16 protein-coding genes and 2 pseudogenes are annotated in these 16,897 nt (G+C 69.2%); 5 read left to right on the forward strand and 13 right to left on the reverse strand.

The features are described from left to right. The 4 genes and pseudogenes from M8J73_RS39305 to M8J73_RS39320 all read right to left on the reverse strand — a co-directional run. Nucleotides 1-315 (reverse strand): annotated as a pseudogene (locus M8J73_RS39305) (flotillin family protein); the annotation flags it as partial. A gap of 106 nt (nucleotides 316-421) precedes the next feature. Beyond that, nucleotides 422-937 carry an NfeD C-terminal domain-containing protein gene (locus M8J73_RS39310; RefSeq protein WP_055542992.1) on the reverse strand — a complete coding sequence of 172 codons (516 nt, stop codon included), beginning with the start codon at nucleotides 935-937 and terminating at the stop codon, nucleotides 422-424. Nucleotides 938-1,165: 228 nt separating this feature from the next. After that, nucleotides 1,166-1,345, reverse strand: coding sequence for a hypothetical protein (locus M8J73_RS39315; protein WP_107424158.1), 180 nt, complete (start codon nucleotides 1,343-1,345; stop codon nucleotides 1,166-1,168). Nucleotides 1,346-1,844: 499 nt separating this feature from the next. Then, nucleotides 1,845-2,330, reverse strand: coding sequence for a hypothetical protein (locus tag M8J73_RS39320; RefSeq protein ID WP_063799338.1), 486 nt, complete (start codon nucleotides 2,328-2,330; stop codon nucleotides 1,845-1,847). A gap of 950 nt (nucleotides 2,331-3,280) precedes the next feature. Here M8J73_RS39320 and M8J73_RS39325 point away from each other — a divergent pair. Continuing rightward, entirely contained in the window at nucleotides 3,281-3,424 is a 144-nt protein-coding gene (locus M8J73_RS39325) for a hypothetical protein (RefSeq protein ID WP_249829699.1), read from the forward strand. 187 nt (nucleotides 3,425-3,611) lie between these two features. Here M8J73_RS39325 and M8J73_RS39330 read toward each other — a convergent pair whose 3' ends face one another. The 6 genes from M8J73_RS39330 to M8J73_RS39355 form a co-directional block, all read right to left on the reverse strand. Further along, entirely contained in the window at nucleotides 3,612-4,028 is a 417-nt protein-coding gene (locus tag M8J73_RS39330; protein ID WP_055542989.1) for a YeeE/YedE thiosulfate transporter family protein, read from the reverse strand. Further along, nucleotides 4,028-4,678, reverse strand: coding sequence for a YeeE/YedE family protein (locus M8J73_RS39335; RefSeq protein ID WP_055542988.1), 651 nt, complete (start codon nucleotides 4,676-4,678; stop codon nucleotides 4,028-4,030). The genes M8J73_RS39330 and M8J73_RS39335 overlap by 1 nt, the downstream gene beginning before the upstream one ends. Beyond that, on the reverse strand, nucleotides 4,675-4,983 hold the full coding sequence (locus M8J73_RS39340) for a hypothetical protein (RefSeq protein WP_206188071.1): 309 nt from the start codon (nucleotides 4,981-4,983) through the stop codon (nucleotides 4,675-4,677). Before M8J73_RS39340 ends, M8J73_RS39335 begins: the two co-directional genes overlap by 4 nt. A 911-nt stretch (nucleotides 4,984-5,894) precedes the next feature. Continuing rightward, on the reverse strand, nucleotides 5,895-6,830 hold the full coding sequence (locus tag M8J73_RS39345) for an HpcH/HpaI aldolase/citrate lyase family protein (RefSeq protein ID WP_240501765.1): 936 nt from the start codon (nucleotides 6,828-6,830) through the stop codon (nucleotides 5,895-5,897). Between the two features lie 25 nt (nucleotides 6,831-6,855). After that, on the reverse strand, nucleotides 6,856-8,073 hold the full coding sequence (locus M8J73_RS39350) for a CaiB/BaiF CoA transferase family protein (RefSeq protein ID WP_055542986.1): 1,218 nt from the start codon (nucleotides 8,071-8,073) through the stop codon (nucleotides 6,856-6,858). Between the two features lie 179 nt (nucleotides 8,074-8,252). Next, a complete protein-coding gene (locus tag M8J73_RS39355; RefSeq protein WP_055542985.1) occupies nucleotides 8,253-9,179 on the reverse strand; it encodes a LysR family transcriptional regulator in 927 nt (308 codons plus the stop codon). Nucleotides 9,180-9,368: 189 nt separating this feature from the next. Between M8J73_RS39355 and M8J73_RS39360 the strand changes: the two genes are divergently transcribed. From M8J73_RS39360 to M8J73_RS39370, 3 genes are all read left to right on the forward strand, one after another. Further along, complete coding sequence (locus M8J73_RS39360; protein ID WP_107424155.1) at nucleotides 9,369-10,808, forward strand: CitMHS family transporter; 1,440 nt, start codon at nucleotides 9,369-9,371, stop codon at nucleotides 10,806-10,808. 194 nt (nucleotides 10,809-11,002) lie between these two features. Continuing rightward, nucleotides 11,003-12,397, forward strand: coding sequence for a prolyl oligopeptidase family serine peptidase (locus tag M8J73_RS39365; RefSeq protein WP_055542983.1), 1,395 nt, complete (start codon nucleotides 11,003-11,005; stop codon nucleotides 12,395-12,397). A gap of 232 nt (nucleotides 12,398-12,629) precedes the next feature. Beyond that, nucleotides 12,630-13,865: a poly(ethylene terephthalate) hydrolase family protein gene (locus tag M8J73_RS39370; RefSeq protein ID WP_240501764.1), complete on the forward strand. Its 1,236-nt coding sequence runs from the start codon at nucleotides 12,630-12,632 to the stop codon at nucleotides 13,863-13,865. An 828-nt stretch (nucleotides 13,866-14,693) separates the two neighbouring features. On the opposite strand, the gene M8J73_RS39375 is transcribed toward M8J73_RS39370, so the two are convergent. Beyond that, entirely contained in the window at nucleotides 14,694-15,425 is a 732-nt protein-coding gene (locus M8J73_RS39375; protein WP_055542981.1) for an alpha/beta fold hydrolase, read from the reverse strand. A gap of 101 nt (nucleotides 15,426-15,526) precedes the next feature. Beyond that, nucleotides 15,527-15,742: a hypothetical protein gene (locus M8J73_RS39380; RefSeq protein WP_157873399.1), complete on the reverse strand. Its 216-nt coding sequence runs from the start codon at nucleotides 15,740-15,742 to the stop codon at nucleotides 15,527-15,529. Between the two features lie 516 nt (nucleotides 15,743-16,258). On the opposite strand from M8J73_RS39380, the gene M8J73_RS39385 reads away from it, so the two are divergent. Continuing rightward, complete coding sequence (locus tag M8J73_RS39385) at nucleotides 16,259-16,411, forward strand: hypothetical protein (protein WP_157873398.1); 153 nt, start codon at nucleotides 16,259-16,261, stop codon at nucleotides 16,409-16,411. A gap of 56 nt (nucleotides 16,412-16,467) precedes the next feature. On the opposite strand, the pseudogene M8J73_RS39390 reads toward M8J73_RS39385, so the two are convergent. Further along, nucleotides 16,468-16,632, reverse strand: a pseudogene (locus tag M8J73_RS39390) (pirin family protein); the annotation flags it as partial. Nucleotides 16,633-16,897 lie beyond the last annotated feature (265 nt).

Raw genomic sequence — 16,897 nt, forward strand, 5'->3', positions numbered from 1 at the left:
CTCCAGGTGTGACTTCACTCCCCGCAGGGTGACCGCGCCGCGCACCGCCACCGGGATGTGCCGGGAGGACAGGTCGAGGGTGAACTTCTGCTGCACGAACGGCACAACGAACACACCGCCGCCGACCACGACCTTCTGCCCGCTGTTGTCGGTGAACACCCGCCCGGTCTCCGGGTCGGTGGTCTGCTTGCCCCGCCGCCCGGTGACGATGAACGCCTCACTGGGGCCCGCCACCTTGTAGCGGGTCACCACAACAAGACCAAGCAGAACAAGGAGGACGAATACTCCGATCATGGCAATGACAACTGGACTCATGGTGTCTTCCCCTCAGCCCTCCCAGGGGACGGCAGATAGATACGAGTTCATGGAGGTGAAGGAGCACCGAAGTGTCGGCGCCCCTCCGTACAAGCCGTGCGGCGGATCAGCGTTCGACGGGGCGTACGGAGACCGCTGTCTGTGACAGCGCCTCCTCCACCCAGATCTCGGAGCCTCGCGCCACCGGGGTCGGACTCTTCGCCGCGAACTTCACGGGTTGCCCGGCCAGATGGACCAGCACCTCGCCGTAGCCGTCGGCCGGAATGGCCGTCACCACGGAGCCGGCGGCGCCGATCAGGTAGTCGTCGCGCGGGCCGGCACCGGACCGGTCATTCAGCAACGCACGGCTCAGGCGGTACGCGAGCCAGCCCGTGGTGGCCCCGGCCAGCACTCCGATCGCGGTGGCACCGACCGCGCCAAGGCCGGTGGCGCCCAGGACGATCGCGCCCGAGAAGCCGAGCATGGACACGAATCCGGCAATGACCGGGAGCGACAGCCAGCCATCGAGGAGGCCGTCCAGCGCGTCGACGCCGTCGAAAAGACCCTCAAGGACACCGTCGAGGACGAGGGACAGGACGAGGAATACGACTCCTGTGATGCCGAGCCCCAGAAACCACGCCATCCGCGCTCACCGCCCCTCCATCACTGTCATAGCGCCGGTGGCCGCATACTCACACGTGAGCGACGCCAAAGCACTGCCTGGTTCCGGCAATCTTTACGCCCCCTTAATGCCGGTCCCTGCACGACTTCCGCGCCGGGCAGTCGCGGAGAAGGAGCACCCCTCACGAGCCGCACCCACACGACCGCACCGCCGGAACCGCGAGGTGCGGCGCCGACGGGCCAGGTTCGTTCACCGGGGCCAATCGGCCAGTCGCGCCATACCCGCGGCCGCCAGGCAGATCGCCCCGGTCAGAAGAACGGGTAGCCCAGGGCCTGGAAGCACCCACATCACCGCGCCCATGAGGATGAGCAGCACACCGGCGGCGGTGAGCGAGCGCAGCGCCGTCTGCCCTTTGCCAGATTTGATCATGGTCGACTCCACGAGACGCTTGAATCCGATGCCGACCAGACTTCCCGGCTCACCTGCGGCGCGTGGTAGGCACCGCAGCCGCCTGGTGGCCTACCTGCACCCCGTTGCCGCCGTCCGCCCGGTTACGTGACCGGGCAACTGTGACTCGACGGCGAGTGCAGTGGCCGGCGCCTCTCCTGAGGCTGCGTCCCCGAGCCTCCGAGCGCGCCGGGCATTGATCACCGCGTCCCAGGTACGCACCGGGGACGCCCATGTGCTGCCGAGCTTCGGCAATGATCCCTGCGCCGGCCTTGCCGTGACCCCGTCTGCCCGCCGGGGGATGCGCCGTGGCTCACCTCCGGGTGCGGCAAGTTCGTCGTCGCAAGGCGACGTGCCCACCGTACGGCGGAACTTGTCGAGCAGCGTGCGGGCGCCGGTACTGATGACGAACCCGTCGAGGCCGCTCGTCGTGCGTCCGTGCACTCGGGAGGGAAGTCCCGGAGCAGGACGGATCTGCTCCTCAGGCGGCCCGGCGGCGCCCATGGAGTTGCGGGACCGGGCTGTCGCTCTGGAGGGCGCCGTCGTCCGCGAGCTCCGCACTGGCCGTTCGGATCGGCCCGACGGAGTGCGTCGACGGCCCGGGTCCATCGGGATGGAGACGGCGCAGCATCCGTACGATCACTCGGGTCGCCCACCACGCGACCGAGGAGGCCGTGATGAGGGTGGCGAGTCCGGTCAGCGCACGCGTCGGCCACGAGAAAGCCGACGGTTGCAGCAAGGTGACGGTACCGAGGCTGCCGGCCCAGGCGAAGCCCGTCCATAGCGAGAACGCGACCGCGACCGGGACGCCGCCCAGTCCCAGCGCACCGAGGTCGGCGTCCCCGTCGAAGGTGCGGGAGTCGGCGGCGCCCACCGCGACCAGAAGCCAGAAGCCCGCGCCCACCAGCAGAGGGACAGTGAACAGGAAGGTCGGAAAGCCCGTGACGGCCTCCAGGAACGTTCTCATGCCCACCCCCCGATCCACCCCGTCACGCGACGGCCTCGGCTCGCCTCGGCGGCCGGATGCCGGACACCTGCCGGTGCCCGGCATCGAGACCTCCGTCGCGTGCTTCCCTCACCCCCATCCTGCTCGCCTGGACGCCTCCATCGCATTGCCGGATCCCGGCAGACTTGACCGGATCGTCCATGCCGGTGCGCCGCTAAAGGCTCGATCCGCGACCACAACTCGTCGTCAACCAACCACGGTTGGGGACCACGCTTCCTCACACCCAAGCAACCGAGTCACCCAGCCACAGGTCACGACCCCGAACACATTCCGTTAGGAGCTCTGAGCGAGACAGGAGCTCTTGTAGGGAACCCGGCGCATAACTGGTCTGCCGATTGCCACAGAAGCCATTTTTCCGGCGGATCACTTGATCAAATGATCATGTCGGGCCGCTGCAAAACGGCATGAACTATCTGAAAAGCGAACCAAACGCTCGCTGAAAGGTCGTTTCAGCCATGAGTTCTGCCATAGCTGAGTGGATCATGGCTGCTTCGGAGTGGCCGGGCCGGGTTTCGCAGTCGCGGGCCAGGGCTGCGATGGGCACTGTTGCCCGGTGACCGCGGCCACGGAGTGGGCCACCGGTGACTCCCGGCCGCCGCAGCCGGACGTCACGATCGTGTCCAGCGGCCGCCTGCACGACGACGTCGAGGGCGAGTGGGCCGACGTTCTGTAGCACGCCACCGTCGCCCTCGACCTGAGAGCGCACTTCCGGGACCACCACGCCATCAGCACCAACCTTCGCCAGCTCACCGCACACGACCAGGTGGTGCGCGACACCGTCTTGGCCACACCGGGCGTGCGCCAGGTCCTCGCCGCGACGGATCCTGGGCTACCTCGCCGGGCCCACGGCCGCGCCGCTCACCGTGGTGACGCAGTGCGCCGACGGACGCCGCCATGCGGCTACTACGGAGATGGCCCTGCGCGCCGTGGTCGCCGGGGCCGTCGAGCAGGCCGCCGCGTACGGACTGGCCGACGCCGCAAAGCAGTTCGCCCACCACGACCCGGTCGTCGACCTGGTCCACCACGACCTCGACAAGGACGTCGCCGACCGCTGACCGTCCGACAGCACCAACAGGTGCCGCGGCCATTCGAGCTGGCTGCGGCCTCCGCAGGAGGACATCCCGCCTGCCACGGGCGGTCGGATCAGCCGAGGAAGACCGATGACCAAACGCTCCGAGACCACCAAGGAGCCCCGCTACACCGTCGGCCGACGCCGTGAGGGCCCGGCCCGGGCCCTGTCGCTCACCCCTCGCAGGAGCCTCTGTCGATACGGAAGAACCGGCCACTGCACCAGCGGCACAGCCTGACCCCGACGACGATGCCCGCGATGGTGACCAAGGCCGGCAGGTAACCACTGGCGACCTGGATGAGCGGGATCGCGGGGCATCCGCCGGAGATCGCCCAGCCGATACCGAACAGGACCGCGCCGGGGACGACGCCTGCGTGGAGGCGCCCCACGCCCCGGCGCACCCGCAGCAGGGCGAACACACTCGCGATGATCACGATGGCGCCGAGGACGGCGAGGAGCATCCGCGAGTCCTGGAAGGTGAGCATGCGGTTCAGCTCGGTGTAGTCGCCGAACCCGATACGGGTCACGGTGAAGCCGAGAGCGAGCCCGGTGAGGAGGTTGGCGAGCAGGACTCCGCCACGGCTACGCATCAGATCACCTTCCACAGGAGGAACGACACCGCGACGGCGGTACCGAAGAATGTGGCCGTCGCGACGAGACTGACGGGGCTGAGCCGACCGCAGCCGTTGAGCCCGTGCCCCGAAACGCAGCCACCGGCCAGCCGGGTGCCGAAGCCGACCAGCACGCCTCCCGCGAAGAGCAGCGCGACCATGGCGACCGGGTTGCCGGTCACCAGATGCCGGTAGCCCGCGCCCATGTCGGAGCGGACGTGGAACTGCCCGGAGGTGACGGCGGCGATCAGTCCGCCCACGAAGATCGAGACCAACAGGACGGCCTGGGTGACCAGCGGAGCGGGGCGCGGGTGCGCACCTCGGCGGCGTCCGTCCGTGGCCGGTGCGTCGGGCGGCTCCGGGGACGAGACGGACACGGGAGCGGCGGGCGCGGGCGCCGCGGGCAGGGTGCCGAAATGTTCGGCGGTGGCCGCACCGAGAGCGGCGACAAGAGCTTGTTCGTCGGTGAACTCCGCCTCCTTCCGCTCCAACTCGGCTTCACGCCGCCAGTGCAGCACTCGCTCCCAGGCCCCCGACACCCCGAAGGGCCGGTCGGCGGCGAGGGTGTAGCCGATGGTCAGCACGGCGAGTCCGACAGCACCCGCCCACCAGGGCCAGTAAGCGGTCATGCGTTGCCTCTCATCCACTCGGCCAACCGGGCCCACCAGCCCCGTTCGGGCGCGTCGGGGGCCGCCGACGGCTGTTCGGCGGGGCCGGGACCGCGCCTCCCGGAAGCGGTGGGCGCGGGCCTCGGCGCCAGATGGTAAGCGTGGTGTCCGTTGGGCAGCAGGGTGATCGGCACCCGCTCGCCGGTGAGTGCCACCTGGTAGCGCGCACAGTCGCGCCAGTTGTCCTCGTTGTCGCAGTAACAGGTGCGCCAGCCCGCCAGACTCTGGTTGAGATGGGGGAAGAGAGGACACGTCGAAGCATGCAAGCAACCCACACGGTGATCCAACCATCATCCCAACCAGCGGACAAGCGTGGGTAGTTGAAGGCTGACGCGCCGTCTTCGCACGGTGGACCTCACGCCGCGTGCGCCCAGTCCCGGGCGAGCTCATCCGGCTCACTCACCGGCAACCCGGTCACCGGGCGGCGGCGCCCCCGCGCAGCCACGTGAGCCTGCGCACGGAGAGCACGGCGGCCTGCTCCGTGGCCTGGGTGGGGCGCCGGCGTGTGACGTGCCGCCGCTCGGAGCTACCCGCCGACGCCCGATGGGTGATGCCAGTCCGTCACCGAGCGACCGCGCGCCGGCCCCTGGCCTCGGGGCGGGGACAACGCTCACGGAGCCGACCGGATCAGGTCAGGCGGGTTCGCGGCATGTATGACACAGGTCGTGGCCCAGACCGCCGTGACCTGCCCCGCTACGGGGTACGTTCCGTCAGGCATCGGCGCGATGACGGAGTTGTCCGGCCCATCATCTGATCCGTGCCGGCGAGCACGCGACATCGCCGACGACTCCCGCCCCGCTGACGGAAAGGTGGACTCCGGGATCGAGCGCGAGCAAGCCATCGAATCAGGGGGTGACTGGCTCGACGCCGGGACCGAATGCCAACAGAGCGGCGGCGACCCAGGCCCCGGACTCTAGCCCAACGCCACAAACGATCACCTGACGCCGCACCACACGACACATCAAGTACTGGCCCAGAGAAACCGCACTGCGCTCGATCAACCTGTGTACAAGCAGGTCAGACAGTCACCGTCCTCCGCCCGGCCCCACACTCCGAGCACCCCGGCCACCAAGACAAGGCCACCCAGAAAAGCTGAAAGCCCCCAGCTCACAGGCACAACGGCAGCGCAGAAAGCCGGGCGGCGACACCCGCCCGAACGCCGCGACGTCGCCCACAACTACGTCATGCGCGCCACGCGAACCTGCGCCCCGTGTCGTTCCAGAACAAGGCGGGCCGTACGGGCCATGGCCTCGTCGACCATCTCACCTTGGAACGTCACGGCGCCGGTCCCTTCTCTCTGTGCCGCCTCGACCGCCGCGATCAGCTCTGCGCAGCGGGCGAGTTCGGCGGAACCGGGAGAGAACACCTCGTTGATCACGGGGACATGGGAGGGATGGATCGCCATCATGCCCTCGTAGCCGAGGGAGCGGTTCTGTTCGGCGAAGGCTCGTAGCCCTGGCAGGTCGCCGATGCGCGTCCACAATCCGCTGACCGGGCACGGCACTCCGGCTGCCCTGGCGTCCAGCAGAACCCGCGAGCGCAGTGCCACCGTTTCGGTTCCCTCGGGGCTCCAGCGGTAGCCGACGGCACGTTCCGCATCGCCGCCGGGGGCGGTGAGAGCGCCCAGGTAGGCGACGCGCGAGGCGGCTTGGGCGATGTCGTAAGCCTCACGCAGGCCGCGCGCCGTCTCCAGCAGGGGCACCAGGGCGACCCGTCCCGGTGGCAGGCCCTGTTCCTGTTCGCACCAGCCCAGCAGCCGGTCGGCAAGCCTCACGTCCTGGGCGCAGCGGACCTTGGGGAGCACGATGCCGGCGAGCCCGGGTCGTACGACCGCGCGCAGTTCCTCGGCCCCCGTCCAGCCGTCCAGCGGGTTGACACGGACGAACAGCGCCATCCGTCCCGCCTGTTCGGCCGACGTGGCGGCGACCCGTGCGACGGCGTCGGCCACCTGTGCGCGGGCGGCGAGCTTGTCCGCGGCGGGCACCGCGTCCTCCAGGTCGAGGACGGCCGCGTCGGCGCCCGCCGCCCGGGCCTTGGGCAGCCAGTCGATTCTGGTGCCGGGGACGAAGAGCAGGGAGCGTAGCGGGGGCCGGTCGACCGCTCCCACGTCCACCTCGGCAGGGCTCCTGGAAGACTCCTCAGATGACATGGTCCTTCTCCAGGTCGGCCAGCTCGTCCGCGCTGAGTCCGAGCCACTGCCCGTAGACCAGGTGGTTGTCCTGCCCGAGGGCGGGCCCCGTCCGCCAGACCCGCCCGGGGCGCTGCCGGAAGTGCGGGATCACCGCCTGCATACGCACCGGACCGAGATCGGGGTCATCGACGGTGACGATGTCTTCGCGTTCGGCGTACACAGGGTCGGCGGCAATGTCCGCGGCGTCGAACACCCGTGAGGCCACGACTTCGGCACGGGCGAACTCCTCCAGACACTCGCCGGTGACGCGCTCCGCCACCCAGTTCCGCAGGTCCTCGTCCAACTGTTCGCGTCGGTCGTACTGTTGCTGAGCCGTGGTGAACTCCTCCTCGGGGAGTCCCAGCAGGCGGGCGATGTTGCGGACCGATCGCAGCGTCGCGGAGGTCACCGTGATCCACTCGCCGTCGTGGGAGCGGTAGGTGTTGATCACGGCTCCCGGGGCGACCGCCAACTGATTGCCGGAGCGTTCGGGTACTCGTCCCAACTGGTCGTGGACGATGACCTGCCACTCCACCAGACGGAACAGGGACTCGAAGAGAGCGAGGTCGATCCACTCGCCGTCGAACCCGGGGTCGTGGTCGCGGCGGTGGAGGGCGGCGAGGACGGCATAGGCGCCCATCAGGCCGGTCACGGCGTCGCCGTGCGAGAAGCCGGTGTGCACGGGCGGGCCGTCGGGAAAGCCGGTCAGGTGCACGACTCCGCTGCGCGCCTCACCCACCTTGCCAAAGCCGGGGGCGTCCGCCTGGGACGAGGTGGCGCCGAAGCCGGAGATCTGCAGCAGCACGGCCCGGGGATTGATCCGGTGCACGGAGTCCCAGTCGAGTCCCCAGCTGCGCAGGCGTCCGGCGCGCAGGGTGACGATGACGACGTCCGCCCAGGCGACGAGCCGGTGGGCGACGAGCCGGCCGGCCTCGTGGTGCAGATCGAGGGTGACCGAGCGTTTGTTGCGGCCGGCGACCTTGAACCACAGGGGGACACCGTCACGTCGGGGTCCCATGGCGCGGGCCGCGTCTCCGGCGCCGGGGGGCTCGACGTGTACGACATCGGCCCCTTGGTCGGCGAGCATCGAGCCCGCCAGCGGACCGGCCACCACATGGGCGAACTCGACCACTTTCAGGCCGTGCAACTGCCCGCTTCCGGTGGTGTTCCGCTCGTCGTCCAACACCGCTGAGCTCCCTTGCCCTGCCGTTCCGCGTGGGTCCCCGACAGCGTCGTCCGCGTTGGTGCGGCACGGCCGTCGTCGTTGTTTTCAGACTGCCGGAGCGGAGAAATGCCTGTCGAGCAACAGAAGGCCATGAATCAATGCGAAAAACGCATGAAACGAGGAGTGGGCGGTAAGTGGCCTCAAGCCCACGAAACCCCGGGCGGAAGTGGGCGCCCCTGGAGGCGGAACTCTTCGAGCGTCTGAAGGAACCGCTCCGTCACGGTCGGGAGCGTTCGTCGAGCGCGCAGCGCGATGTCCAGGCGCCGGTCCACCACAGGGTCCACCAGAGGACGGCAGACGACCGGTCCGGCACCCATCAGCGGGAGCACGAGGGCGGGCATCGCCGACACCCCGAGGCCGGCGGTCACCAGTCCCCCCACGGTCGCGATACTGCCCGCCTCGGCCGCCGGCTGCGCACGCGCGTCGATCTGGGCGAACGCCGCGTCCGTGAGCCGCCGCACGCTCGAGTCGCGCCCGACGGCCAGGAACGGCTGACGGGCCAGGTCCTCCCAGGCGATCTCCTGGCGGTCGGCGAGCGGGTGTCCTTCCGGCAGCACCGCGACGAAGCGGTCCCTGACCAGGGGGTGGTGCTCCAACTGCTCCGGCGGGTTGCCGACGGTGGTGATCGCGAAGTCGGCGTCACCGGACAGGACCCGGTCAAGTACCGGCCGCTCCAGGCCGTCGAGGAGCCGTACCGCGACCTGTGGCCGCCGCTCGCGGAAGTCGGAGATCACCTGCGGCAGGAGCACCGCCGCGACGGAGGGAAGGGTGGCCACGGCGACCGTTCCCGACTCGCCGAGCAGATACCGCCTGAGCTCCTGCATGCCCGCCCGGTGGGCGGCGACGATCTGCTCGGCCACCCGCAGGGCCTCGGCACCCGCCGCGGTCAACTGCACGTTACGGGTGTCCCGTTCCAGGAGTTGGACGCCGAGCTGCCGCTCCAGATCCGCGACCGCGCGGCTGAGCGAGGACTGGGACACGTGCATCTCCGCGGCGGCCGCGGTGAAGCTCGCGGCCCGGGCGACGGCCGTGTACGCCGCCAGTTGACGCAAGGTGGTGGCCTCCATGGCCGACGAGCATAGGCGCCCCGGCCTGGATTGATGCACTTAACGCATGGACAGATCTCGGTTTGATGCTGGACACCGATCCGCCCCTGCTCCGAAACTCTCGCGTAACACCTCGGCCTGCTCCCTCCGGCCAGTTCCAGCCCACCACCGCCGCCGCCGAGGGCCGTCCCCGAGAAAGCGAGCGCCGCCATGCTGGCAGCCCTGGGCTTCGCCACGATCGCCGTTCTCCTGTTGCTCACCATGACCAGGCGCGCCTCGGTACTGGTCGCTCTGATCCTGCTTCCGGTGCTGGCGGCGCTCGCCGGCGGATTCGCGGGCGATCTGGGCGAGTTGATTCTCGGTGGGCTTTCCAAGGTGGCTCCCACCGGCATCATGATCGCCTTCGCGGTCCTGTACTTCAGCCTGATGGTGGACGCCGGGCTCTTCGACCCCCTGATCCGCGGTCTGTTGCGTGTGGCGCGTGGCGATCCGTTGCGGATCACCGTCGCCACAGCCGTTCTCACGCTGTGCGTGGCCCTGGACGGAGACGGTGCCTCCACCTTCCTCATCACCGTCTCCGCACTGCTGCCGGTCTACCAGAAGCTCGGTATGAACCCCCTGGTGCTGTCCGGAGTGGTCTGCCTGGGCGCGGGCGTGATGAACATGGTCCCCTGGGGTGGCCCGACGGTACGCGCCATGGCCGCACTGAAGCTGGACAGTTCCGAGGTCTTCAACCCCGTGCTGCCCGCGATGGGCTTCGGTGTCGCCTGGGTGCTGGTGGCCTCTTACCTGCTGGGCCGCCGGGAACGCAACCGTCTTGCCGCGCTGTCCCCGCGGGGCCCGGCCACGGACGTGCGCGAGGACGAGGACGAACGGGACGACCGTGAACCCGCCGCATCGACGACGGCCACGAGGGCCACGGAACCCGAGTCGAGTCGGCACACCACTCCCGCGACGGCTGACGGGGAGCGCCAGGCCCTGCGGGCTCCCGGGGACGGGCCCGGGACCATCCGGGTTCCGCCGCTGCCGCGGACCTGGCTGAACATCTTCAATCTCCTCCTCACCGTCGCCCTCGTGGTCTGCCTGATCCAAGAAGTGATGCCGCTTCCGGTGCTGTTCGTCCTCGGATTCGCGATCACGCTGCTGGTCAACCACCCCACCTGGGAACAGCAACAGGCGCTGCTGGACAAGCACGCCAAGAGCGTGGTCCTGGTCACCACGATGATCTTCGCGGCCGGCGTCCTCACCGGGATCCTCACGGGCACCAGGATGATCGACGAGATGGCCGAGGCGCTCGTCTCCGTCGTCCCCGACTCCTTCGGCTCGCACCTGCCCGTCGCGGTGGCCGTCACCGGCATGCCGCTGAGCCTGGTCTTCACTCCGGACGCTTACTACTTCGGCGTACTGCCCGTACTCGCTGAGACCGCGCACGGCTTCGGCACGGACCCGGCCGAGGTCGCCAGGGCCGCCATTCTCGGCCAGATGACCACGGGGTTCCCGCTCAGTCCACTCACCGCGTCCACGTTCATCCTGGTCGGCATGAGCGGTGTGTCGCTCGGCGAACACCAGCGCTTCATCTTCCGCTGGGCCTTGGCCACCACCCTGGTCATGACCGCCGGCGCCCTGCTGACCGGTGCGTTCCCCCTGTGACCGGTGACCCTGGCCCCGGCCCCGGCCCCGGCCCCGAGCAAAGTCCCCGCCGGCGGCGGGCTCCCGGCAGCCACCGCACATGCCGCTCGCCTCAACATGCCGCCGGTTTAAGGAAGTTCGGAACAGGGCGAGCGAACGGATCCCTACAGACCAGGCACCCGGCCCGGGTGCCCCACCGACCGAGACGAGGACGCATGAGACGGATCACCAGACGTACGGCGCTCGCAGTCACAGCGGGTGCGGTCGCGGCGCCGGCCGTCAGCACGACAACCGCCTCGGCCGCCGACACCACGACAGCCACACCTCAAGGACGACAAGCGGCCTCCGGGCACAACCCGGTCCTGCGAACGGACCTCGTCACGCGGGTGACGCCGAGGAACAACTGGCTGGTGACAGCCGTCGCCCTCCAGTACTCGTACCGCATCGACCTACGCGGCGGGGTGATCCCGCCCTCGACCTTCCAGGTGAAGGCCACGGTGGGCGGACAAACGGTGGCTCGCACGGTGACCCGGGTCTACTCCAGCACCACCGCCGAAGTGGACGACCGAGCTCGACCCGGTCGGCCGGGGGACCGCCTGATCATCGAACTCGACCCGAACGACCCCAACGCGCGGGCATCCGGCACCGACCCCCTTCCGCTCGACCGCGCCTACTCCGTCAGACAAGTGGCGGACGTGCACACCCCGGAAGGCGAACCAGTACTCAAGGCCGGCCCGTTCGCGAGCCGGAACGACGACGTCATCACTCCCGTCGTCGACGACTTCGCCGCCGGATCCTTCACCGACTCAGCGGGCTTCGAACTGGACTTCCGGCTGTACCGGCCCGAGGGATTCGTACGGAACCCGCGGACGCGCGAGCGGTACCCGCTCGTCGTCACCCTGCACGGCGGTGGCGAAGTCGCGGACAACAACATGACCCAGCTCACCTCCAACCGGATCGCGGTCACGTTCGCCAAACCGGAACGGCAGCGCCGCGACCCCGCGTTCGTCCTTTCTCCGCAGATCCCCCTGCCCCGTCCCATGGACGGACCCGACGGCACGGACTGGACCGACGCCAAGGTCCAGGCCGCTCTGATCGAACTCATCGATACCTTCGTGAGCAAGCACTCCCGAAACGTGGACACAGCCCGGCTCTATCTCGTCGGCCTGTCCTCGGGCGGGCGCGGTATCTACAGCCTGCTGGCGAAGCGACCCGACGTGTTCGCGGCCGCCCTGCCCACGGCCGGCTGGGGCGACTCGGCCACCATGGACCGGATCACGCACATCCCGATGTGGGCCGACCACTCCGTCGACGACCCGGTCGTCCCCTACCGGGAGGGCCGGTTCGGCAAGCCCGGCACCTGGACCCTGATGAACGCGCTGGAGAGCGCCGGTGCTCGCGTCGCCCGCGGGGAGTGGGCCAACGATCTGCCGAAGGCACAGTTCGAGGCCCGTTCCCGGGCGCTCCTACGGCAGGCCCGGGCCACGCGCAGTCACGTACTGTTCACGAGCTACACGGCCGGAACGACACCGGTGAACCCACACCTCTCATGGGCCCAGACGTACGAGAACGACGTGGTCATCGACTGGCTCTTCGAACAGTCCCGGTAGCCGCCGCACGCGGCGACCCTTCCTTTTCCTTCCGCACTGTGAGACATCATCCCCCGGCGAATCCGGCAGCCCTCACAGCGCGGGCGCACCCCGCTGTCCGGTTACCGCGCTCTCACCGCTATCCGGAGGTAAAGCAATGCGTCCATCAAGTCGTTCCACTCACACGACCGTGCCGTTACGGACCCGACCCCGTGCCACGACGGCACTGATCTCCCTGGCGACCATCATCGGTTTGGCGCTGACTCTCCTGACGGCGGCCGCCCCGCCGGCCGCCGCCGCCGACTTGCTGTCCCAAGGCAAACCCGCGACCTCCTCGTCCACCCAGAACGCGTCCACTCCCGCGTCGGCGGCGGTGGACGGCAACACCGCAACGCGCTGGTCGAGCACGTTCGGCGATCCGCAGTGGCTGACAGTGGATCTGGGCGCCACCGCCACCATCAGCCGAGTGGTGCTGCGCTGGGAGGCCGCGTACGCCCGCGCGTTCCAGATCCAGACCTCCGACAACGGCACCGCCTGGACCACCGTCCACTCGACCACGACCGGCACCGGCGGCGTGCAGAGCCTCGACGTGAACGGCAACGGCCGGTACGTCCGCTTCCACGGCACCCAGCGCGGCACCGCCTACGGCTACTCGCTGTGGGAGTTCCAGGTGTACGGCTCCAGCGAGGGCACCCCTCCGGGCAACGAGATCCCGGACCCGACGACCGCTTCCCTGGAGGCCACGGGCGGCCCGCTGACCACCGCCACCTACACCGTTCCCAGCCCGAGCGGGTACGGCTCCGGCACGGTCACGTACCCCACGAACAGTGGCTCGTACCCGGGCGTCGTACTGATGCCGGGCTATCAGGGCACACAGCAGAACCTGCAGTGGCTCGCACCCCGCCTCGCCTCCTGGGGCTTCGTCGTCATCAACGTCGGCACCAACACACTGACCGACAATCCCGAGTCGCGCGGCCGCCAGATCACGGCCGCCGGTACCCAGTTGCTCGCGCTCGGCAACTCCGCCGGCAACCCGATATCCGGAAAGGTCAACGGCACGCTCGGCGCGGTCGGTCACTCGATGGGCGGCGGTGGCGTCATGGCGGCCCTCCGGGACGACGCGCGCTTCAGGGCGGGCGTGCCCACGGCCCCGTACTACCCGAACGCGAACTTCTCCGCGGTCACCGAGCCCACTTTCTTCCTGACCTGTCAAAGCGACCCTGTCGCCCACGGCAACGACTACGCGGTGCCCTGGTACAACTCCATGTCCGGGGCAGAGAAGTTCTACATCGAGGTTCCGGGCGACCATCTGTGCCCGATGACGGGCTACGGCAACAAGGCCAAGCAAGGCAAGTGGATCGTGTCGTTCCTCAGCCTCTGGCTGCGTGCCGACACCCGTTTCAGCCCGTTCCTGTGCGGTCCCGTACGTGACGCCGACAAGAACAACACGGCCCTGGTCACGCGCTGGATGGACACCTGCCCGTACTGACCGGCTCGCTCGGAGCGCTCCGCGGTCCGCCGACGCAGCGCTCCGAGCCAAGGTGATGTCGTTGGGGTCAGCTGTACGCGGTGCGGGGCAACTGCCGCCGGCCGCCGCTTGTCCGGACCTCCAGCCGCGTCGACCGGGTCGCGGTGGCCGGTCGCCTGGATCCCGCACCAGCAACGGCTCGACCCGGTCCGGCCGACCTTGAGATCGGCGAGTTTGGCGAACTCCTGGTGGCTGAGGTCCAGTTGCCCGGGTGCGCAGCGCCGTACCAGGGGCAGGGCGCATTCGTCGGTGATCCGTACCGTGATCGACTTGTTGGCCGCGCGGAGGGGCACGTATACGCCGCACGCCCGAGACGTCCCGTAGTCCGTGGTGTTCATGGCCGCGATCATGAGGTCGGGAATCGGGCCGAAGAGGCGGGCGCCGTTTCCGTCGGCGGCCTCGAAGGCGGTGGCGACCCCGGTGTAGGTGGCGTTGGGCCGAACCCGCCCTGCTGGCGACGGCGTGGTGGACGCCCTTCGCGGGAGCCGTTTCCCGGGTGGCTGTGGCCGAAGGCGGTGCTGTACGGGTCGCCGCAGCCGCCGTCGGCGTCGGGGTGCCGGTCGCGGTCGGCGTCACCCGACGAGCTCGGGGCCCCCGTCCAGTCGTGGTGGCGACTCTCACCTGGGTGGCGGCGGGTGCGTCCGCGGCATGCCCCGCCTCCGCCTTGCGGTCGGGCCACGTCGGGCGCCTAGTACTCCAGTGCGGTTTCGTAATCCACCCAACGACTCGTGACTGAGCACCGCAATTGGCTGGTGGGCACGGGGCGCCCGTGCCCCGGTGATGGCGCACTCAGCTGACGGTAGGGAGCTGGCGGGCGAAGCGGCGAATGGCATCAGTGAAGGCGTCTGGGTCGTCGAAGTTCGCGAGATGTCCTGCGCGCGGGATCAACTCGACGCGAGCGTGGGGATGTGCGCGGGCGAAGTCCGCCTCGCCGCCCCGGAAGACGGCGTCCTTCTCGCCGTTGAGGATCAGTACCGGAGCCTCCACAAAACGCATCGCACCCGCGTCGAAGCGTCCCAGGACCTCACCCCAGGCTGCTGGCAGGGTATGGAAGGCGTAGCCGGAATCGATGGTCGCCTCCACCACTTCTGGCGGGTAGAGCCGCCGCAGTAACCGGTCGTTCCACTGGGCCAGCCAATCCGCCGGTATGCGAGGGACCAGCCTGGCTACCCACCGATATGGCGCTGCCCAAATGCCGCGGGTGGAGGCGCTGGCTCCCGCGAGGACCAGCCCGCGCAGTTGTTCTGGACGACGCCGCGCGAACTCCAGCGAGGCGTATCCGCCGAGCGAGTGCCCGACGACCAGAGCTGGCCCACGGTCGAGCGAGTCCACCGCGGAAGCGATGACCTCTGTCGCACTGCTCAGGCTCCAGGCCTGAGCCGAGCGCTCCCCATGGCCGGGCAGGTCGACGGCGGCTACCGGGAATTCGTCCCGGAGTGCAGCAAGCTGCACGCTCCACTGCCCCGCACTGAAGCGCGTCCCGTGAACGAAGACTATGGGCACTGCATCCGCTGCCGTCATCAGTTCCCCTAGGGTGGTACCGTCCAGCCGACTCTACCGGCGCGGTCTCCCCCGTGATCAAGGGAGCTGGAAGTGCTCAACCAGTCAACTGCGGTGCCTGGTCAGGCGAGTTCATCGGTGGACCGTCGTCGGTAGTGGCTGCGACGGGCTGTTGCCCGGTGGCGTCTGCGCCAGGTGAACCAGTGCAGCAGTCTGACCGCGGTCACGGCCGGTGGGTCGAAGACGGCAGCGAGCAGATGGCGGACCTCGGGGACCGTCAGGACGATCAGGTCGTTGCTGCTGGGTGGTGCGGGCGGCGGGCCGGTTCGGGGCCGCACTGGCGGCGACGGCGGTCAGGAATGCCAGGGCGAGCATGGCGAGCGTGATGTGCCGGTGCCATGAGGTCCAGTACCGGACCTGGTAGTGGTCGAGGCCGACCAGGCTTTTGGCGGCCTGGAAGCACTCCTCGACGCTCCAGCGTGCACCCGCGACGCGGACCAGTTCGGACAGCGTCACCGTGGTGGGCGACCAGCTCAGGTAAGAAGGTGAGTTCACCACTGGTGCGGTTGCGGCGGATCAGCAGATGGCAGTGGCTGTCGCTGCCGATGTGGATCCAGGCCCAGTCGTAGTAGCGCGGGCCCTTCGCCCCGGGACCGGCGCTGTGCCGCTGCCCGGCCGTGGCGGGGAGACGCTGGGCGAGGACATCGGCGCGGGCACGAGTGCGGCCGTGATTGATGCGGACCCGAGTGGAGCAGGCCACGGCCAGCACGTAGCCGATGCCGCGCGCCTCCAGGGCAGTCCGCGACCTCGGGTCCTGGCCGTAGGCTTCGTCGCCGGTCACCCAGGAGGCGGTGATGCCGGCGTCCAGCGCGGCGGTGGCGGCCCAGGTCAGCGAGACGACGGTCCGCAAGGGCGTGGACGAGTTGGAGGCCGGTGAGGAGCCGCTGGGCCGGGTACGGCGAGCCGGCTGTTTGGACGCCTTCCGGCAAGCAGGTGGAAGTCAGTGAGAATTACCCGACCGCCTTCCGCCCTGCGACCACCTACACTGACACGTTTCCGCAGGTCATCGCGCCCTTCCCCGCGGCTTCAACGGCACCGGCGGCAGTTCCGGTGCGGGCAGAGGATCCCCGTCGTAGCCCTTCACCTCACCGAACCGCGAACCTTCCATCCAGTCCCGACGGGCCTGTTCGATCTCTTCCTGAGATCGCCCGATCCAGTTCCAGAACATAGCGGATCCTGCCCGCATCAGTGCAGGTCAGCGGCATTCCGGACCACCGACGGTTAGCAAACTGTCAGCATCGGTCTCGGAGGAGTCAGCAACCGTGAGTTCCACTGCCCTGGTTCGTGGGATGGGGTCGTTTTTCAAGGAGTGTGAGCATCCGCGGTCGCGGTGGTCGAAGTGTTCTCATCCGTACAAGATCCGGTACAGGTCTGCGGCGGGGAAGCAGGTGAAGGAGTCCGGGTTCGCCACCCAGGACAGAGCGATCGCGCGG

It is taken from the genome of Streptomyces neyagawaensis (assembly GCF_023516595.1).
Lineage (GTDB): Bacteria > Actinomycetota > Actinomycetes > Streptomycetales > Streptomycetaceae > Streptomyces > Streptomyces neyagawaensis.